Origin of the sequence: Pseudomonas sp. ITEM 17296 (assembly GCF_028895205.1) — a bacterium.
In the GTDB taxonomy this organism is placed as follows: Bacteria; Pseudomonadota; Gammaproteobacteria; order Pseudomonadales; family Pseudomonadaceae; genus Aquipseudomonas; species Aquipseudomonas kermanshahensis.
In genome coordinates this window covers 75975-94589 of record NZ_WJRS01000011.1, presented here as the reverse complement: position 1 = coordinate 94589, position 18615 = coordinate 75975, and the positions used below count along the sequence as shown (strand labels likewise).

General features: G+C 63.9%; 16 protein-coding genes. 10 read left to right on the top strand and 6 right to left on the bottom strand.

Annotated features, from left to right (window positions below; genetic code table 11):
* Positions 1-79: 79 nt before the first annotated feature.
* The 5 genes from GIB19_RS14520 (at position 80) to GIB19_RS14500 (ending at position 4559) form a co-directional block, all read left to right on the top strand.
* Positions 80-1096 carry an ABC transporter substrate-binding protein gene (locus tag GIB19_RS14520; RefSeq protein ID WP_099429117.1) on the top strand — a complete coding sequence of 339 codons (1017 nt, stop codon included), beginning with the start codon at positions 80-82 and terminating at the stop codon, positions 1094-1096.
* Entirely contained in the window at positions 1093-1941 is an 849-nt protein-coding gene (locus GIB19_RS14515) for an ABC transporter permease (RefSeq protein WP_274886955.1), read from the top strand. The genes GIB19_RS14520 and GIB19_RS14515 overlap by 4 nt, the downstream gene beginning before the upstream one ends.
* Positions 1942-2022: 81 nt before the next feature.
* Positions 2023-2886 (top strand): LysR family transcriptional regulator, encoded by an 864-nt coding sequence (locus GIB19_RS14510; protein WP_085274271.1) that lies wholly within the window; start codon positions 2023-2025, stop codon positions 2884-2886.
* Between the two features lie 109 nt (positions 2887-2995).
* Positions 2996-3913 carry an AEC family transporter gene (locus tag GIB19_RS14505; RefSeq protein ID WP_274886954.1) on the top strand — a complete coding sequence of 306 codons (918 nt, stop codon included), beginning with the start codon at positions 2996-2998 and terminating at the stop codon, positions 3911-3913.
* A 34-nt stretch (positions 3914-3947) separates the two neighbouring features.
* Positions 3948-4559, top strand: a complete 612-nt coding sequence (locus GIB19_RS14500) for a cell wall hydrolase (protein WP_099429114.1) — start codon at positions 3948-3950, stop codon at positions 4557-4559.
* A gap of 121 nt (positions 4560-4680) precedes the next feature.
* On the opposite strand, the gene GIB19_RS14495 is transcribed toward GIB19_RS14500, so the two are convergent.
* Positions 4681-6846, bottom strand: coding sequence for a TonB-dependent receptor (locus GIB19_RS14495; protein ID WP_274886953.1), 2166 nt, complete (start codon positions 6844-6846; stop codon positions 4681-4683).
* A 270-nt stretch (positions 6847-7116) separates the two neighbouring features.
* On the opposite strand from GIB19_RS14495, the gene GIB19_RS14490 reads away from it, so the two are divergent.
* Positions 7117-7968 carry a CAP domain-containing protein gene (locus GIB19_RS14490; RefSeq protein WP_099429112.1) on the top strand — a complete coding sequence of 284 codons (852 nt, stop codon included), beginning with the start codon at positions 7117-7119 and terminating at the stop codon, positions 7966-7968.
* A 33-nt stretch (positions 7969-8001) separates the two neighbouring features.
* Here the strand turns inward: GIB19_RS14490 and GIB19_RS14485 are convergent, their stop codons facing one another.
* Positions 8002-8976, bottom strand: coding sequence for a GlxA family transcriptional regulator (locus GIB19_RS14485; protein ID WP_274886952.1), 975 nt, complete (start codon positions 8974-8976; stop codon positions 8002-8004).
* A 102-nt stretch (positions 8977-9078) separates the two neighbouring features.
* Here GIB19_RS14485 and GIB19_RS14480 point away from each other — a divergent pair, with 102 nt between their 5' ends.
* Complete coding sequence (locus GIB19_RS14480) at positions 9079-9690, top strand: LysE family translocator (RefSeq protein WP_274886951.1); 612 nt, start codon at positions 9079-9081, stop codon at positions 9688-9690.
* A 6-nt stretch (positions 9691-9696) separates the two neighbouring features.
* Here the strand turns inward: GIB19_RS14480 and GIB19_RS14475 are convergent, their stop codons facing one another.
* Complete coding sequence (locus GIB19_RS14475) at positions 9697-10896, bottom strand: MFS transporter (RefSeq protein ID WP_274886950.1); 1200 nt, start codon at positions 10894-10896, stop codon at positions 9697-9699.
* Positions 10897-11009: 113 nt separating this feature from the next.
* Positions 11010-11909: a LysR family transcriptional regulator gene (locus GIB19_RS14470; RefSeq protein ID WP_099429108.1), complete on the bottom strand. Its 900-nt coding sequence runs from the start codon at positions 11907-11909 to the stop codon at positions 11010-11012.
* 116 nt (positions 11910-12025) lie between these two features.
* On the opposite strand from GIB19_RS14470, the gene GIB19_RS14465 reads away from it, so the two are divergent.
* The 3 genes from GIB19_RS14465 (at position 12026) to GIB19_RS14455 (ending at position 16459) form a co-directional block, all read left to right on the top strand.
* Positions 12026-12376: a cupin domain-containing protein gene (locus GIB19_RS14465; protein ID WP_099429107.1), complete on the top strand. Its 351-nt coding sequence runs from the start codon at positions 12026-12028 to the stop codon at positions 12374-12376.
* A 268-nt stretch (positions 12377-12644) separates the two neighbouring features.
* Positions 12645-15062, top strand: coding sequence for a glucose/quinate/shikimate family membrane-bound PQQ-dependent dehydrogenase (locus tag GIB19_RS14460; protein ID WP_274886949.1), 2418 nt, complete (start codon positions 12645-12647; stop codon positions 15060-15062).
* Positions 15063-15190: 128 nt separating this feature from the next.
* A complete protein-coding gene (locus GIB19_RS14455) occupies positions 15191-16459 on the top strand; it encodes a carbohydrate porin (RefSeq protein WP_274886948.1) in 1269 nt (422 codons plus the stop codon).
* Between the two features lie 146 nt (positions 16460-16605).
* On the opposite strand, the gene argE is transcribed toward GIB19_RS14455, so the two are convergent.
* Both argE and GIB19_RS14445 read right to left on the bottom strand, forming a co-directional pair.
* Positions 16606-17766 (bottom strand): acetylornithine deacetylase, encoded by a 1161-nt coding sequence (argE, locus tag GIB19_RS14450; protein WP_027593578.1) that lies wholly within the window; start codon positions 17764-17766, stop codon positions 16606-16608.
* Complete coding sequence (locus tag GIB19_RS14445) at positions 17759-18436, bottom strand: DUF1028 domain-containing protein (protein WP_099429103.1); 678 nt, start codon at positions 18434-18436, stop codon at positions 17759-17761. The genes argE and GIB19_RS14445 overlap by 8 nt, the downstream gene beginning before the upstream one ends.
* Positions 18437-18615: the final 179 nt, after the last annotated feature.

Genomic DNA, 18615 nt, shown 5'->3' with positions numbered 1-18615 from the left:
TGCCTCCCGCCAGGCAAAGCAAGCAAAGGGGTCGTCTACACTTGCCGGCACTGACTCAGCGGCTACCGAGGAGGCCCCGATGAAAAGAATTCCAACGCTGCTGGCCGGCCTGCTGCTGGCTTTTGGCTTGGCCAGCACCGACAGCGCCGCCTCAGCGGAACGCAACGCGCCGATTCACTTTGGCGCAATTGGTTGGGAAAGCGGTGCACTGACCACCGAGATCCTGCGCCTGATCGTCGAGCGTGGTTACGGCTACCCCACCGACACACTGCCCGGCAGCACCGTGAGCATGGAAGTGGCCTTGGCCCGAAACGACCTGCAGGTGATCGCCGAGGAATGGGCCGGGCGCAGCCCCGCGTGGATCAAGGCCGAGCAGGCTGGGCAGGTGTTTGCCCTTGGCGACACGGTCAAGCACGCTGAAGAAGGCTGGTGGGTGCCAGCCTACGTGATCCAGGGCGACCCGTCGCGCAACCTCAAGCCCTTGGCACCGGACCTGCACAGTGTCGACGACCTCAAGCGTTACCCCAAGGTGTTCAGCGACCCTGAAATGCCGGACAAAGGGCGCTTCCTCAACAGCCCCAGTGGCTGGACGTCCGAGACGGTCAACAGCCAGAAACTCAAGGCCTATGGGCTGGATGCGCTGTACAACAACTTCCGCAGTGGCTCTGGCGCAGCGCTGGATGCCGAAATCAGCTCGTCCATCCGCCGCGGCCAGCCAGTGCTGTTCTATTACTGGAACCCGACCCCGCTCATGGGGCGCTACAAGCTGATCCGCTTGCAAGAGCCGCCCTTCAATGAAAAGGCCTGGGCCACCCTGACAGATGCCAGCAACCCCAACCCGCAAGGTAGCCAGTCACTGCCAGCCAAATTGTCGATTGGCGTTTCCAAGGCGTTCAAAGAAGGCTACCCGGACCTGGTGGCGGTGTTCGAAAAAGTCGACCTGCCGATCGATCGGCTCAACAGCGCCCTGGCCGAGATGAGCGAAAAGCGCATCCCGCCCAACCAGGCTGCCCTCGCCTTTTTGCGCGATAACCGCGACGTGTGGAAAGCCTGGTTGCCTGCGCAGGTCGCAGCCAAGGTCGAGGGCAGCCTATGAGCGGCGGCTTTCCCGAAGCCCTGCAATTTTCCTTCGCGGGCCGCGTCAACCAACTGGTCGACTGGCTGGTGTTGAACTACGGCGACCACTTGCGCAGCCTCTCGGATCAACTGCTGCAACTGCTGGTGGGGCTGGAAAACCTGCTGCGCCTGTTGCCTTGGTGGGCGCTGTTGCTGGTGGTCGGGCTGCTCGCCTGGCATGCCAGCCGCAGCCTGTTGCGCAGCCTGATGATGGTGGCCCTGCTGGCCTTGATCGGCGTGCTCGGGCTGTGGGACAAGCTGTTGCAAACCTTGGCCTTGGTCCTGATCAGCACGGGCTTGTGCGTGATGGTTGGCGTGCCGCTGGGCATTCTGCTGGCGTCCCGCCCGCTGGCTCGACGGCTACTGCTGCCGGTGCTGGATGTGATGCAGACACTCCCGGCCTTCGTCTACCTGATCCCGGTGCTGATGCTGTTTGGCCTGGGCAAGGTGCCGGCGGTGTTCGCCACCCTGATCTACGCCTTGCCGCCACTGGTGCGGCTGACCGAACTGGGCTTGCGGCAGATCGACCCGTCCTTGTTGCAGGCTGCGCACGGCCTGGGTGCCAGCCGCTGGCAGCGGCTACGTCGCATCGCCCTGCCACTGGCCCTGCCCAGTATCATGGCCGGGCTCAACCAGTCGGTGATGATGGCGTTGTCGATGGTGGTGGTGGCTTCGATGATTGGCGCCCGCGGGCTGGGTGAGGATGTGCTGGCGGGGATCCAGACCCTTAACGTCGGCCAGGGCGTCGAGGCGGGGTTGGCGATCGTGGCGCTGGCCATGGTGATTGACCGCATCAGCCAGGCGTATGGGCGCACGGGGCGTTGAAGTACGCAGATGCCGGCTTGCCGGCGACCGGCCCCGCACTGACAATGTACGCCTGCCCGCTCAGCCCTGGAGCCCCTTCGCGTGTCCCTCAAAGCCCTGCGCACCCTGGTGACCATCGCCCGCCACGGCACCTTCGCCCGTGCCGCCGACCTGCTCAGCCTCACCCCTTCGGCCGTGAGCCTGCACATCAAGACCCTCGAAGACGAACTGCAGGTCACCCTGTTCGATCGCAGCCGACGGCAAGTCGTGCTGACCGAAGCCGGGCAGTTGGCGGTCGCGCGCGCCGAGAGCATCCTCGGCGCCTATGACGAGCTGGCCGATGCCTTGGCCAGTGGCCCGAGCCTACGTGGCCGCTTGCGCCTGGGGGCGATCCACACGGTGCTGGCCCGGCGCTTGCCCAAAGCCCTGCTGTGGATCAAGACCCACCACCCGCAGTTGCACATCAGTGTCGCGTCGGGCATGTCGGCGGAATTGGCCCGGCGCGTCGAAGACGGCGAACTCGATGCAGCGATCACCACCGAGCCGGTCAGCCCTTACCCGCAGAGCCTGGTCTTCACGCCCCTGTTCGCTGACCGCTTCTGGGCCATCGCCAGCCCCGACCTGGCTGGCCAGAGCGTGCCCGAGCTGCTGGCCAGCCAACCGTTCCTGCGCTTCGACAAACGCGCCTGGGCCGGACGGCAGATCGAACAGGAGCTGCGCCGCCAGCACCTGCAAGTCAGCGAACAAATGGAGCTGGACAGCCAGGAAGCCCTGGCCAGCATGGCGGTGATGGGCCTGGGCGTGGCCATCATCCCCATGGCCGACGCGGACCTGCAGCGCTTGCCGCCGGCGACCTGCCTGCCGTTTGGCGAACCGCAACTGACGCGCCGGGTGGTGCTGCTGGAGCATGAGAAAAGCCAGCGGCGCCACCTGAGTGCGGTGCTAAAGACGGCCCTGGACGCCTAAATCGCAGCAACCGTGCAGTTATTCTCAACGGTCACTGAAGAAAACAACGTTTTTACAAACCAAAGCGCCCCCGTAGTCTGTAGCGGTACCCGACGACGGAACGCCGACCATGCTCCACCTGCTGCTGACCACACTGCTACCCATCATCCTGCTGATCGCCCTGGGCACCTTTCTGCGTGTGCGCGGCTTTCTGGCCGATACCTTCTGGCCCGGTGCCGAACGCCTGAGCTATTACGTGCTGCTGCCGTCGCTGTTCCTGCATGGCCTGGCCACCGCCAACCTCGACGGGGTACCGATACTGGGCATGGTCGCAGTGCTGATGCTGTCGACCCTGCTCGGCGCCTTGCTGCTGGTGCTGTACCAAGGCGCGGTGAACCATGACGGTGCCGATTTCACCTCGGTGTTCCAGGGTGGCATTCGCTTCAACAACTACATCGGCGCAACCCTGGCGGCGGGCATCTATGGCAGTGCTGGCATTGCCTTGGCGGCAGTTGCCAACGCCGCCATCGTGCCCTTGGTCAACCTGCTGTGCGTACTGGTGTTCGCCCGTTTCAGCGCACGCCACAGCTCACCGGCCACGGTACTGCGGGCGATCTTCGCCAACCCGCTGATCGTTGGCTGCGCAGGTGGCCTGCTGCTGCGGGTCACAGGGCTGGGCTTGCCGGCAGGGCTTGAACCGACGGTCAAGGCGCTCGGCCAGGCCGCCCTGCCCTTGGGCCTGCTGTGCGTGGGCGCAGCCTTGGGCGGTGCCAGCGTCGGCCGCCAGGTGCGCCCGTTGATGGCCGCCTCGGCGTTCAAGTTCCTGATCATGCCGCTGACGACCTGGGGCCTGTGCCGTGTGCTCGGCCTGGGTGGGCAGGCGGCAGTCGTGGCCGTGCTGTTCCAGGCCTTGCCTACGGCGTCCTCGTCCTATGTGATGGCCCGGCAGATGGGCGGCAACGCACCGCTGATGGCCACCATCATCGCTCTGCAGACCGTGGTAGCCGCCGCAACCCTTCCTTTGGTGCTAATGCTTACGCTTGGCTAGACTCTGAATCAACTCAGCGATCGGAAGCTCGGCCATGCGCCTCTCGTGGATGGTAATCGGCTTGACCTCGGCCCTGCTTGCAGGCCCATTGCACGCCGCAGACACGGCCAAGGCCGCGGTCGCCGAGGACAAGGCCGAAGTCCTTGAAGAAAAGGTGGTCGAGGACGCCCCGCCGCCGAAAAAGGCCGAAACCATCACCCCAGGCGAAGTGAAAGCAGTCGACCCGGCAGGCCAATCGCCGCTGGACGACAGCATCACCTGCCTGGCCCGCACCATCTATTGGGAAGCCAAGGGGGCCAACGAAAAGGACATGACGGCGGTGGCCAGTGTCGTGCTCAACCGCCTGGGGCATGATGGCTTCCCGGACACCATTTGTGGCGTCGTCAAACAAGGCGTGGAAACCAAGGCGTGCCAGTTTTCCTGGTGGTGTGACGGGCGCTCGGACCAGGTCGAGGAAGCGCAGCGTTACGACATCGCCAAAGAGATTGCGCGCAAGGCGCTCAACCAGCAGCTCAAGGACCCTACCGACGGTGCGCTGTACTTCCACGACCGCAATGTGCACCCGGATTGGGCCAAGGCCTACCGCAAGACCGCCGAGACCACGCATTTTCTGTTCTACAAGCCTAACCAGGCGCTGGCCCGCTGACGTGTGTGGGTGTTTGGGTGTAGGAGCAGCCTTGTGCTGCGAAGAGGCCGGTGAAAGCACACTGAATCTTCGCTGCTTTCACCGGCCTCTTCGCAGCACAAGGCTGCTCCTACAGTGAGCGTCAGAAGTCTATCGAGCCGGAGAACTTGACCAGGCGCGGGTCGCCTTGGGTCAGGTAGCCGCCGTTGGCCGAGGCCCAATAGTTCTTGTCGGTGAGGTTCTCCACGTTCACCCGCAAGGTGACCTCTTTCTGCTGCACCTTGAACCGGTAACGTGCGCCTACATCGAATCGGTTCCAGGTTGGCAGGGTGAGCGTGTTGGCCGGGTTGGCGTACTGGCCACCGGTGCGCAGCATGCGGGCATTAAGTGCTACGCCTTGCAGGCCAGGCACGTCCCAGTCGACGCTGGCGTTGAGCTGGAAGGTCGGAACACCGACCGCATGGTTGCCATCATTGGTACCGTTCTGGGTGTTTTTCAGTTCTGTGTCCATACGGGTGCCGCCGGCCATCAGGCGCAGCCCCTGCAGCGGCTCGCCGAACACGCTCAGCTCGATACCCTTGTTTACCTGCTCGCCGTCCTGGACGAATACATTGCCCTGAACAAAGCCATCGGTGGGCCGCTCGATACGGAACAGCGCCAGGTTGGCACCGAAGGTCTGGTAGTCGAGCTTGACCCCTGCTTCGACCTGCTTGGTCTTGGCGGGTGGGAACACTTCCCCGGCGTTGATGACCTGCCCCGACGCCGTAGCGCCCTGCGCCAGGCCCTCGATGCGGTTGGCGTACAGCGAGATCGACGGGTTGAGCTTGTACACGATGCCGTAGACAGGCGTGGTCACCGACTCGTCGTAGAACGCGTTGCGCCCAAGGTCCGCGCCCTCGCCGTCATAGGCATACCCTTCGACCCGCAATTGCTGGCGCCTCACCCCCACCGTGACCAGCAGGCTATCGTCGAACAGGCCCAGCGTATCGGACACGGCAATGCTGCGGTTGCGCGTCTTGCCGGTCACCCCAGGGTCGTCCAACTTGCCACCGGTAAAGGTTGGGGTGGTGGGCTTGGGCAACGGGTCAGTGTGATAGAGGTTGGTGGCCTGCGCGTTGTAGAAGACGAACGCATTTTCTTGCTGGGTCCAGATGCTGGCCGCACCGATGTTCAGCTGATGGCTGACCGGGCCGGTCTGCACGCGGCCGTTGATGCCGCCCATGAAGGTGGTGTTGTCTTCATTGTGGGGGATTTTCGAACCGGCGATGGTGGCGTCGCCCGTGGCGGCGTTGGTCAGGATCGGCGTGCCGTAGAAGCCGTTCTCATGGGTGTGCTTGACGCCACCGGCCAGGTAGCCGCTCCAATTGTCGTTGAAGTCGTAGTCGCCCCGGGCCATGCCGAACGTGTCTTCGGTTTCAGTCCAGGCCCAGTCCTGGCCATAGTTGTGGTCGGCATCCGGCGCCCGCGGGATATCAGTAAGGCCGGCCCCCAGGCGCACCGAGTTACGCAGGTGGTTGACGCGCTGCTTCTGGTAGCCGAAGTCGGTAGACAGGCGGAAGTTGTCGCCCCGGTAGTCAAGGCCGGCAATGAACAGCTTGCTGCGTTGATCCTGGTCGTCGACTGCGGTTTCGCCTTCACGTTGCGACAGGTTCAGGCGTACGCCAAAGCGGTTGTCTTCACCGAAACGCTGGCCGATGTCCAGGTGTTCGCCAACGCGGCCGTCGCTGCTGATGTCTTGGGTGTAGCGACGGGTCGGCACATCGCCGGCACGCTTGGGCTGCAAGTTGACGTTGCCACCCAGGCCGGTTCCGGTCGGGCTGGCGCCGTTAAGGAAGGCGTTGGGCCCCTTGAACACCTCGACCCGCTCTACCGCATCGGTTGAGATCATCTGCCTGGGCAACACGCCATACAGGCCATTGAACGCCACATCATCACCGCTGAGTGGCAACCCGCGGATGACGAAAACCTGCGACTGGTTGCCGAAGCCAAACGACTGGCGCACGGACGGGTCGTTGAGCAGCACATCGCCGATATCCTCGGCCTGCTGGTCCTCGATCAATTGCGCGGTGTAGCTGGTCATGGTGAACGGCACGTCCATCATGTCCTGATTGCCCAGCACGCCCATCTGCCCGCCCCGCGCGACCTGCCCACCGGCAAAGGCTTGCGGGAGTTCGCCCTTGACCTTGGCAGACTCGGCGTCGATAGCAGTGGCATCCAGCTGGATCACGCCATCAGCCGCCTGTGCAGTAACCGCAACGGAACAGCAGACAGCGAGAAAGGTCGATTGATAATGAAGGGGTCGTGCCATGAAAGGCTCCTGGGTATCGGATGGACGCCTTCCTGGCAACGTGGGGTGGAGGGCATAAATTAATCGCGATTACGAATTGTTTCCAGCTGAAGTTACGAATAATTACCAAGTGATCGCACTTTTTGCACGCCCAGTGGTCTACTTCCTCTTATGCCGCCTGCAACGACTGCCGTCGTTTGTATTGCTTTGCACGGGACTGGGCCAAAAACCCTGTGCTTGTGTAGGATGAGCAGCGCTTACCCCGACGCTGCCAGTCATAGGGAGATTCACATGCGCGTCCTGTCATCTGTTGCCGCCTTGTCGCTGGGCCTGGTCGTCTCGACCGGTGCCTTGGCCGTCACCGGCGAGGAGGCGCAACTGATCGAATCGATCAACGTCTACCGCAGCAAGGCCCAGCCCTGTGGTGGCGAGGCGTCGCTGGAGCTGCCGCCCCTCAACAGCGACACCCGCCTGGCGCTGTCGCCCGAGGGCACCCGCGACTTGCAACAGGCCATGTCCCGCGCGGCCTACCCGATGGTCAACGTGCAGGCCATAAGCCTCTCGGGCCCGCGCGATGCGCGCGCGGCCATGCATGCCATCGAGGAGAGCTTCTGCCAGGTGGTGCTCGACCCGCAGTTCGTCGACATCGGTGTCAGCCAAGAAGGTCGCGACTGGCGCATCGTCCTTGCCCGACCGCTGCTCAGCAGCCGCCTGGGGGATTGGCAGGCTGAAGGGCAAAAGGTGCTGCAAGAAATCAACGCGGCGCGCAAGGTGCCACGCCAATGCGGCGGCCAGCCATTTGCCGCCGCGCCCGCGCTGAGCTGGAGCACCGTATTGGCCGGCGTTGCCGCCACCCATACGCGGGCCATGGCCAACCAGAACTTTTTCGACCATATCGACCGCGACGGCCGCACCCCTGGCGATCGGGCCGAGCTGGCGGGCTACTTGTATCAGCAGATCGGCGAAAACATCGCTGCAGGCCGCGACACTGCGCATAAGGTGGTCGATGCCTGGCTGGCCAGCCCTGGGCATTGTGCGACGCTGATGAACCCGGAGTATCGCGAGCTAGGGGCGGCCTATGCCGTCGACCCGAAGAGTGATGCAGGGATCTACTGGACGGGGATGTTTGGCACACCGCAGTAAAAGCCAGACCAGCCTGGGGGGCGATGCGGCCGCTCAGGCAACAGCGGCACCTCCGCGCAGTTGCAGTGCCGTACAACCAAAGCGCCGCCGCACGCATTTACCCAGGTGGCTGGCATCCCCCAACCCCACTTCGTCGGCAATCTGCGCCAGGCCGTGGCTGGAATTGAGCAACCGCCAACGCGCTTGCTGCAAGCGCATCTCCAGCCACCAGGCCTTGGCGCTCATCCCGTGGCTGGCCTGGAATTGACGATCAAGCTGACGCCGGCTGATGCACAGCTCTGCCGCCAGCTGTTCGACCGACAACGGTGAACCCAAGTGATGCCGCATCAACGCCAGGGCACGCTGCACCGCTCGGCCGTGCCCTCCCCCCGGCTCCAACGAACGCAAGGCATGGCGGCTGTCGCGCGTCTCGTCCACCAACATGTCGGCCAAGCCCTTCAGCGCCCGAGCCCGGCCACAGGCACGCGACAGCAGTTCTACCGCCAGGTCGATTGCCGCGGTCCCTCCCGCGCAGGTAATGCGCCCACCTTGAATGTGATAGAGCTGGTCGCGCAGTACCTTCAGATGAGGGAACGTCGCTCGAAACTCGGCTTCATGCCGCCAATGGACCACTACGTCATGCCCATCCAACAGGCCGCAAGCGGCCAAGAGGAAGGCGGCGTTGTCGACGGCCACGAGCTTCACACCCGCCTTGGCAGCCCGCTTCAGCAACGCCTTGTAGCGCGGTGCCAGTTCAGCGGTGGCCATGGCGTTGCGGCCGCCGAACAGCACCAGGTAGTCGTAATGGGCCATGTCGAGCTGTTCGGCAATGGCTTCCACCTGCACCACCGCACCACTGCTCGCGGGCACCGGGTCGAGGGTCAAGCCTGCCAGGGTCCAGCTGCAATAGCGCTGCTGGCTGTAGTCTTCGTCATCGGCGCTGAAACGCAGCTTGTCGAGAAATGCACCGAACGGCAGCAGGGCAAACGCCGGCAGGGGCAGGATCAGCAGGCGGATATCAGGGGGCATGGGAGCGCGTCCAGATCAGACCATCGAATGTCTAGATCATACCTTTGAAAAAACGCGTTGTGCCCTAGACTGGCGTTCTCCAACCGTATCAGGCACTCCCCCATGGCACTCGACACCTGGCTTATCTACCTGCTGGCCAGCATCGGCCTGTCGCTGACTCCAGGCCCCAACAGCTTGCTCGCGTTGACCCACGGCGCGCTGTATGGCGCACGCCGTACGCTGTTCACCATCGTTGGCGGGGTAGTTGGCTTCAGTGCCTTGATCGCCCTGGCGATGTTCGGCCTCAGTGCCCTGCTGCAAACCTCTGCAGCAGTGCTTGGCATACTCAAATGGGTGGGCGGCGCTTACCTGGTCTGGCTGGGTATCCAGCTGTGGCGCAGCCCGGCGCTGCACCTTGAAGTGACGCAGCGGGCCCGCAGCCTGGGCAATGCGGGCCTGTTTCGTCAGGGCCTGCTGTCGGCCATGGCCAACCCCAAGGTGTTGCTGTTCTACGGTGCGTTTCTGCCGCAGTTCCTCGACCCGCAGCGGGGGCTGTTGATGCAGTTCGTGGTGATGGCGGCGACCTTTGCCAGCGTGGAGTTCCTGGTCGAATACGGGCTCGCGCGTTTGGCGTTTCGCATCCGGCCCTGGCTGGCCAAGGGTGGCAAAGGGTTCAACCGTTGCTGTGGCAGCTTGTTCGCAGTGATCGGCGTCGCGTTGCCACTGGGGCGCTGATTCAGCTCAGCCGCGGCGCCCTTGCAGGAGGAACACCAACAGCGCCAAACCCGGCAGCCCGGCACCCACCAGCGCAACCCCCTGCCAACCATACTGGGCAAACACGGCACTGGCCACCGACGAACCCAGCGCCCCGCCCAGGAAGATACTGGTCATGTACACCGCGTTCAGGCGCCCGCGGCTTGCCGGGTCCAGCGCATAGACTTCGCGCTGGCCAATCACCATGTTCATCTGCACCGCGAAGTCCAGCAACACACCGGTCAGCCCAAGGCCGATCACGCTGAAGCCCGGTGCCGTCAGCCCGACCAGTAGCGCCACAGGCGCCAGTACCAAGGCCACCAGGGAGCCTGCACGGGCATGTCCGGCATCGGCCAGGCGGCCGGCTATGGGCGCGGCCACGGCCCCTACCGCCCCTACCAGGGCGAACAGCGCGATCTGGCTCTGCGACAGGCCATGCGTCCCTGCCAACGCGAGGGGTACAGCCGTCCAGTACAAGCTGAACGCAGCGAACATCAACGCCTGGTACAGCGACCGTTGACGCAGCACCGGGTAACGGCGCAGCAATGCGACCAGCGACAGCATCAGCCCGGCATAGCTGGCGTTGTGCTCCGGCACTCGGCGTGGCAGGGTCAACGCCAACAACAGGATGATTGCCAGCATCACGCCCGCCGCGCCGATGAACACGGTGCGCCAGCCGAAGTGATCGGCTACCAGGCTCGACACTGGCCGCGCCAGCAGAATGCCCAACAGCAGCCCCCCCATGATGTTGCCGACCACCCGGCCACGCTGTTGTTCAGGGGCCAGGTGCGCGGCCAGGGGGATCAGCATCTGCACCGCGACCGAACTGAACCCGATCAACAGCGCATAGCCCAGAAACAGCTGCCCTTGGCCACTGCTGCTGGTGCCAGCTAACAGAAGGCTGACGCAGGCCAGCACTGCGGTAGCGATCATCAGGCGGCGGTTTTCCAGCAGGTCGGCCAGCGGTACCAGTAACAGCAGGCCCAGGGCATAGCCCAGCTGGGTCAGGGAAACGATCAGGCTGGCCCGTTCAGTGGACAGGCCCAGGTCGGGGGCGATCAGCCCAACGATGGGCTGGGCATAGTAGATATTGGCAACGATGGCGCCGCAGCAGAACGCCAGCAGGGTCACCAAGGCCCGGCTCAGGCCAGTGGCCGATGGCTGCTCTGCGGCTAGGGAGGGGTTCATGCGATGCTCCTCGAGAAGGGACGGAATATGCCACACACCTTACCCAGACGTGCCGCAGGCGAGAATCCGGCGGACGCGCAACAGGGCTTTGCACCCTGCGCAACGCTGGCGGCTCAGTGCGCCAACAGGCCTTCGCAAAAGGTGATGAAGGCGTTCACGCGGCGCGACCCGCGATGGTTGGGCAAGTACAGCGCGTTGATCCGGTCATTGGCAGTACCGGGGCTGACCTGCCAGTCGCCGAACACGCGCTGCAGCGTGCCATCGGCCACGTCCTCACGCACCAACCAGTCGGCCAGCAGGGCAATGCCGCTGCCGGCCAACGCGGTTTCGCGCAACAGGTCGGCGTTGGCGCTGCGCAACGGCCCGCTCACGTCCAGTTCCAACACCTCCTGGCCCCGCGTCATGCACCAGGGGCGCGCCTTCTGCCCATAGCGAAAACGCAGGCAGGCGTGCTCCAGCAATTGCTGCGGGTGCTCCAGTGCTGCGCGCCCGGCCAGGTAGCCCGGGCTGGCCACCAGCCAACGCTCGAACCGGCCCAGTGGGCGGCACACCAGCTCGTCATTGGGCGCAGGGTCGCCCAGCCGGATCGACAGGTCGTAACGGCCATCGAGCAAGTCGTCCAGGCGGTCGCTCAGGTCGATGTCCAGCTCAAGTGCCGGGTGTTTGGCCAGAAAGGGCCCCAGGTGCGGCGCAATCACCCGCCGGCCGAACTCCACCGGCAGGCACAGCCGCAGTACACCGACCGGTTCTTCGCCCCTGTCAGCGACACTGGCATCGGCTTCATCCAGCGCTTCGAAAATGCCCCGGGCCCGCGCGTAGTAACGGGCGCCCGCCTCGGTCAGGCTGACCTGGCGCGTCGAGCGGTTCAGCAAGGTGGCCCCCAACTCGGCCTCCAGTGCATCGACCAGGCGGGTCACCGACGAGGTCGCCACGCCAAGCGTGCGCGCGGCCGCGGAAAAACCCTGGGCATCGACCGTCGCCGCGAACATCTTCATGGCCAGCAGCTTGTCCATGTGTCTTCCGTCTTTTAAAGCTCGGAACAGTCCTACAAACCGCTGGGATGGTCAAGAAGCGCGCGCCCCCGCAATCACGTCCATAGTGGAAGCACCTCCCTTTGACGAGATTTCAGATGGCCCCCTTCAACATGCTGAACACCTTGCCTCCCTGCGACCCGACCGCTGCCGAGCGCGTCGACGAACTGCTCAGCCGCCCCGGTGTGCGCATCGAGCGCATTGTTTCCAGCGGCCAATCCAGCCCGCCAGGGTACTGGTACGACCAGGCCGAAGGTGAGTGGATCGTGCTGCTGAGCGGTGCCGCGGGCCTACGCTTCGAGCATGAAAACCATACGCGGCTGCTGCAGCCCGGCGACTGCCTCGATATACCGGCGCATTATCGCCACCGTGTGGAATGGACCGCGCCGGGCATCGCGACAGTATGGCTGGCCGTGTTCTACAGCAGCGCCAGCCCTTGGCCGGAATAGGTGTTGAACGGTCCAATCGGGGCCTGCTGGCGCAGCGTGGCCCCTGCAGACGTTGCTTTTCGACGACTCGACCAAAGTATGAGTACTCATTCCATATCTGCCATGAACGCTTTGTTTACTGCATTTTTCGCTGCCTGATCTAGACTTTTGGCCACACCTTGGCAAGTTCAACCCTGCGACAATCAGCCTCACAAAACTTTGTACTAACTTGTTAATTAGCTTGCTAAGGGCTTAAACTGCGCCCATTCCACCTGCTGAGATCCCTGGCATGAAAGAAACACCGCGCGCCTCTGGCGCCACAACCCTCATTCTGGTCGGCCTGGGCGTTATCGTCGCCCTGCTCGGCCTGCTCCTGGCCGCCGGCGGTATCAAGCTGGCCGGCCTAGGCGGCTCCTGGTACTTCCTGATCGGCGGCTTGGCCATGGCCATCGCCGGTATCCTCATCGCCCGCCGCAAGGTCGCCGGTGCCTGGCTGTATGCCCTGTTCCTGATCGGTACCGCAATCTGGGCCGTGATCGACACCGGCCTGGTGTTCTGGCCGCTGTTCTCGCGCGTGTTCATGTTCGGCGCAATCGGCATGGTCGTGGCGCTGGTCTACCCCCTGCTGGTACGTGCCAACGGCGGCACCGCTGGCCGTGGCGCGTATGGCATCGCAGGTGTGATGGCGGTGGCACTGGTCATTGCCGCAGGCAACATGTTCGTTGCTCACCCAAGCGTCGCCCCGACCGGCAAAGGCCCTGGCATGACCCCGGTCGAAGCCGGCAAAGAGCAGAAAGACTGGGCCCACTACGGCAACACCGAAGGTGGCAGCCGCTTCGCCGCGCTGGACCAGATCAACCGCGATAACGTCAACAAGCTCAAGGTGGCCTGGACCTACCACACCGGTGACGTCGCCATCAGCGACGGCAACGGTGCCGAGGACCAACTCACCCCACTGCAGGTTGGCAACAAGGTGTTCATCTGCACCCCGCACAACAACCTGATCGCCCTCGATGCCGACACCGGCAAAGAGCTGTGGAAAAACGAGATCAACGCCCAGTCCAAGGTCTGGCAGCGTTGCCGCGGCATGGCCTACTTCGACGCCACCGCGCCGTTGGCCCAACCAACCCAGCCGAACAGTTCGCCCATCACCATGGCCACTGTCCCGGCCGGTGCCAACTGCCAGCGCCGCCTGCTGACCAACACCATCGACGGCCGCCTGATCGCCGTCGACGCCGACACCGGTGAGTTCTGCCAAGGCTTCGGCAACAACGGCCAGGTCAACCTCATGGCTGGCCTGGGCGATGTGCCGGATTCCTTCTACCAACTGTCGTCCGCGCCACTGATGGCCGGTACCACCGTGGTGGTGGGCGGCCGCGTTGCCGATAACGTTCAGACCGACATGCCAGGCGGCGTCATCCGTGGCTTCGACGTCATCACCGGGGCCATGCGCTGGGCCTTCGACCCAGGCAACCCGGAAGACCGCAGCGCCCCGGCCGACGGCAGCACCTACGTGCGCAGCACCCCGAACAGCTGGGCCCCGATGTCCTACGACCCGGCAATGAACACCGTGTTCTTGCCGATGGGTTCGTCGTCCACCGACATCTATGGCGTAGAGCGCAACAAGCTGGACCACACCTACGGTGCATCGGTCCTGGCACTGGACGCCACCACCGGCAACCAGAAGTGGGTGTACCAGACCGTTCACAACGACCTCTGGGACTTCGACCTGCCAATGCAGCCAAGCCTGATCGACTTCACCAAGGATGACGGCAAGACCGTGCCTGCGGTGGTGATCGGCACCAAGGCCGGGCAGATTTACGTGCTTGACCGTGCAACCGGCAAGCCGCTGACCCAGGTCGACGAAGTTCCGGTCAAACCGAGCAACATCCCGAACGAGCCGTACTCCCCGACCCAACCAAAATCGGTGGGCATGCCGCAGATCGGCGCGCAGACCCTGACCGAGTCGGACATGTGGGGCGCTACCCCATATGACCAGCTGCTGTGCCGCATCGACTTCAAGAAAATGCGCTACGACGGCCTATACACCGCGCCGGGCACCGACCTGTCGCTGAGTTTCCCAGGCTCGCTGGGCGGCATGAACTGGGGCAGCATTTCCACCGACCCGGTGCATGGCTTCATCTTCGTCAACGACATGCGTCTGGGCCTGTGGATCCAGATGATCCCTTCGCAGAACAAAGGCAACGCGGCCTCCGGTGGCGAAGCGTTGAACACTGGCATGGGCGCCGTACCGCTCAAAGGCACGCCGTATGCCGTGAACAAGAACCGCTTCCTGTCGGTCGCCGGTATCCCTTGCCAGGCTCCGCCGTTCGGCACCCTGACCGCGGTTGACATGAAGACCCGCCAAATCGCCTGGCAGGTCCCGGTCGGCACCGTCGAGGACACCGGCCCGCTGGGTATCCGCATGCACCTGCCGATCAAGATTGGCTTGCCAACCCTGGGCGGCACACTGTCCACCCAAGGCGGCCTGGTGTTCATCGCCGGCACCCAGGACTTCTACCTGCGCGCCTACGACAGCAGCAACGGTAATGAAATCTGGAAGGCCCGTCTGCCGGTTGGCAGCCAGGGCGGCCCGATGACCTACGTTTCGCCGAAAACCGGCAAGCAGTATGTGGTTATCACCGCCGGTGGCGCGCGTCAGTCGACTGACCGTGGCGACTATGTGATTTCTTACGCCCTGCCGTAAGACTGCGTCGCCTGCTTCGCGGGTGAACCCGCTCCCACAGGATGATCACTGCACTTGCAAAGGGTGCAGGCCCTGTAGGAGCGGGTTCACCCGCGAAGAGGCCCTAGAACACTACCCGAGACCCCGCAATGCCATCCGCAATTCGCATCACTTCTCCCCTCCTGCTCGCCCTGGCCAGCACCACCGCCCTCGCCGACGGCGACCTGATGACCCGCAACACCCTGACCGGTGACTGGGGCGGCCTGCGCCATCAGCTGGAAGAAGACGGCGTCAAGTTCACCGGCGACTACAGCGGTGAAACCGCCTACAACGCCCACGGTGGCCTGCACCGTTCGGCCCGCTACTCGCAGAACCTCAAGCTGGGCGTGCAGTTCGACCTGTCGAAACTGTACGGCCTGGAAAACGGCGGCAAGGTGCAGTTGACCATCAACGACCGTCGCGGCAACAGCGCCTCGGAAGACCTGGTGGGCAACCGCTTGCCGATCCAGGAAAACTACGGTGGCCTGTACACCCGCCTGACTGAACTGAGCTACGAGCGCACCCTGTTCACCCCGGCCTTGAACGTCAAGCTCGGCTACATGGCCATGGGCAACGACCTCGGCGGCTTGGACAGTGGCATCCTGTGCAACTTCATGAACGCCGGCTTCTGTGGCCACCCACTGAACATGTCGGGCGGCAGCGGCTGGACCAACTACCCCAACGCCCACCTGGGCGTGCGGGTGAAATACGACCTGTCGCCGTCCTGGCAGCTGCGTGTCGCGGCCTTCAACGTCGACCCCGAGAGCAACGGCAATTCCAGCCGTGCCTGGCACCTGGGGCCCAAGCACACCACAGGTACCGTGGTACCGGTTGAGCTGGTGTACAAACTGCAAGGCGAGCTGCCAGGTGAGTACAAGCTGGGCTACTACTACGATAGCTCTGATGTGAAACGCATTGGCAGCGACAAGGAAGTGTCCGGCCGCGGCGGCCATTACCTGCTGATCGACCAGGCCGTGTGGAGTGACCCAAGCTCGCCAGGCCGCAGCCTGCACGCCTTTGGCCAATACTCGGCATCGAGTGAGGCCGCCTCGCCGTTCACCAAGTGGTATGGCACCGGCGTTGTGCTGTACAAGCCGTTCGAAGGCCGCCCGCGCGATACCCTGTCGTTGGGCTATGGCCGTGCCGTGCCGAACCCGCGTAGCCGCGATGTGCTGGAAGACGCTGCGTTCAACGCAGGGCAGCAGTTCCCGAACATCGACAGCGCCGAGCAGTTGATTGAACTGAGCTACGGCTACCAGGCCACGCCATGGCTGAACCTGCGCCCGGATGTGCAGTACATCATCGAGCCGGGTGCGTTCTCGGGCAAGGATATCGACAATGCGCTGGTAGTGGGCCTCCAGGTCAAGGCGACGTTCTGATTCATTACGGCCTTGCCCGCATCCTGTAGGAGCAGCCTTGTGCTGCGAAGAGGCCCGTGACAGCACAGTGAATTTTCTCTGCTGTCACGGGCCTCTTCGCAGCACAAGGCTGCTCCTACCAGGAATGCATAACCGGTAAAAATGACTCAACCTTCGCGCAGGTAATCCACCAGCCGCAGCAGCATCTCATCGCACCCCTGCAACTGCTCGACACTGACAAACTCGTCCGGTTTGTGCCCTTGCTCCATGCTCCCCGGCCCGCAGACCACCGTCGGGATCCCGGCCTGGTCGAACAAGCCGCCTTCAGTACCAAACGCGACCGTGCCGAACGCCGCTGAACCACTGAGCAAGGCGACCAAACGTGCCGCTTCGCTGTCAGCCGGCGTGGCCAGCCCCGGGTAAGCACTCAGCGCCTCAAGGCGAATATCGGCGCCCTGGTTGACGGCGCGCATGCGCGGCAGCAACTCAGCCTCGGCGTAGCCCTGCAACTGGTCAGCCACCCCCTGAGCGTCGAACCCTGGCAATGCGCGCACCTCGAAGTCGAATTCGCATTCCTCGGGCACGATGTTCAACGCCCTGCCACCTTTGATCACGCCGGTCTGTACCGTGGAAAACGGCGGATCGAAACGCGTGTCATGGTGCTCAGGCTGCGCCAAACCATCACCGATCTCGCCCAGCTTGCCGATCAATCGCGCGGCGTACTCGATGGCGTTCACCCCATAAGGCGCATAAGCCGAGTGGCAGGCAGCACCGTGCACCTGGCAACGCATTGCCAGCTTACCCTTGTGCCCCAGCACTGGCTTGAGCTCGGTCGGCTCGCCGATCAGGCACAACCGCGGCTTGTGTGGGCGCTGCGCAAGCGCCGCAAGCATCGAGCGTACCCCCAGGCAACCCACTTCTTCGTCATAGGAGAACGCCAGGTGCAGCGGAATACGCAAAGGCTGCGCGAGAAACGCGGGGACCGCTGCCAGGACAGAGGCGATGAAGCCCTTCATGTCCGCAGTACCCCGCCCATACAGGCGCCCCTCCCGCTCACTCAAGGCAAACGGCTCGACCGTCCAGGCCTGGCCGTCAACCGGCACCACATCGGTGTGCCCCGAAAGCACTACACCGCCAACGTCCTGCGGGCCGAGGGTGGCAAACAGGTTGGCCTTGGTGCCCTCGGCGTTATGGAACAACTCGCATTCCACGCCGAGGTCCGCCAGGTAGTCACGGATGAAACCGATCAGCGCGAGGTTGGAATCGCGGCTGACCGTGGCAAAACCGATCAGCCGGGCAAGCAACGCGCGGCTGGTGCGCTCATTCATTGCCCGGCACTCCGTAGCTTGGCGCGGCGGTCGGGTCGAGGGCGCGGGTCACGTAGTCTTGCATCTGCGGGCGATAGGCTTGCCACAGGCCATCGAGCTGGCCAATCGGGTCTTCATCGGCCCAGTCGACGCGCAGGTCCACCAGCGGCCAGGTCAGCTCGCCGGCAATCTTCAGCGCTGCGGAATGCACCGGCCCTGCCTCACCCCCGGCCGCCATCGCCGCCTGCATGGCCGCCAACAGGCGATCGGCCAGGTGCCCGCCGGCCTGTTCAAACGCGTGCACCATGGCCTCGATCACTTGCTTGGACGCCAGCAAGTTACCCGCAGCAGCGCACTGCTCGCCGGCCACGGCATTGTGCACCCCAAGCGCCTGCTTGCCGGTGAACAACGCGACCTGGCCCTGGCTGTCGATCACGGTGACCTGGCGGTATTCGCTCCAGCCATTGGCGTTGAGCACCCTGTCTAGTGCAGCTGCCGGCGGCAACTGGCCCTGCTCCAGCACATCGAGCAACTGCGGCCCCAATGCCGGCAAGGTGATGTTCTGCGTTGCGACCGCCCCCACACCTGCGCGCACCCAGGGGCAACGCGCCCCGACCGCGATGCTCGACGAGCTGATGGCGATACCGACTTGGCCGGTTTCCTGGCAACGACCGATGATGGAGAAAGTCATGTGATGGTTCCTGTTGTTCTGTCCGATGCAGGGCATTCTGGGTGGAACCCTCCAGCGCGCGAAACCACCTTTTTCCGAGGGCTTGAAGAGGAAAAAACTAAGGCCGCCCGCACCACCCCGAACGGCATCAAAAATCCCCCTCAAGCACCGCGGCAAGCCCTATGAATCAAGGCCTTCGC

Coding starts and splice junctions, on each gene's coding strand:
- GIB19_RS14520 (WP_099429117.1), top strand. CDS start 80: ATGAAAAGAATTCCAACGCTGCTGGCCGGCCTGCTGCTGGCTTTTGGC.
- GIB19_RS14515 (WP_274886955.1), top strand. CDS start 1,093: ATGAGCGGCGGCTTTCCCGAAGCCCTGCAATTTTCCTTCGCGGGCCGC.
- GIB19_RS14505 (WP_274886954.1), top strand. CDS start 2,996: ATGCTCCACCTGCTGCTGACCACACTGCTACCCATCATCCTGCTGATC.
- GIB19_RS14500 (WP_099429114.1), top strand. CDS start 3,948: ATGCGCCTCTCGTGGATGGTAATCGGCTTGACCTCGGCCCTGCTTGCA.
- GIB19_RS14495 (WP_274886953.1), bottom strand. CDS start 6,846: ATGGCACGACCCCTTCATTATCAATCGACCTTTCTCGCTGTCTGCTGT.
- GIB19_RS14490 (WP_099429112.1), top strand. CDS start 7,117: ATGCGCGTCCTGTCATCTGTTGCCGCCTTGTCGCTGGGCCTGGTCGTC.
- GIB19_RS14485 (WP_274886952.1), bottom strand. CDS start 8,976: ATGCCCCCTGATATCCGCCTGCTGATCCTGCCCCTGCCGGCGTTTGCC.
- GIB19_RS14480 (WP_274886951.1), top strand. CDS start 9,079: ATGGCACTCGACACCTGGCTTATCTACCTGCTGGCCAGCATCGGCCTG.
- GIB19_RS14475 (WP_274886950.1), bottom strand. CDS start 10,896: ATGAACCCCTCCCTAGCCGCAGAGCAGCCATCGGCCACTGGCCTGAGC.
- GIB19_RS14470 (WP_099429108.1), bottom strand. CDS start 11,909: ATGGACAAGCTGCTGGCCATGAAGATGTTCGCGGCGACGGTCGATGCC.
- GIB19_RS14465 (WP_099429107.1), top strand. CDS start 12,026: ATGGCCCCCTTCAACATGCTGAACACCTTGCCTCCCTGCGACCCGACC.
- GIB19_RS14460 (WP_274886949.1), top strand. CDS start 12,645: ATGAAAGAAACACCGCGCGCCTCTGGCGCCACAACCCTCATTCTGGTC.
- GIB19_RS14455 (WP_274886948.1), top strand. CDS start 15,191: ATGCCATCCGCAATTCGCATCACTTCTCCCCTCCTGCTCGCCCTGGCC.
- argE (WP_027593578.1), bottom strand. CDS start 17,766: ATGAATGAGCGCACCAGCCGCGCGTTGCTTGCCCGGCTGATCGGTTTT.
- GIB19_RS14445 (WP_099429103.1), bottom strand. CDS start 18,436: ATGACTTTCTCCATCATCGGTCGTTGCCAGGAAACCGGCCAAGTCGGT.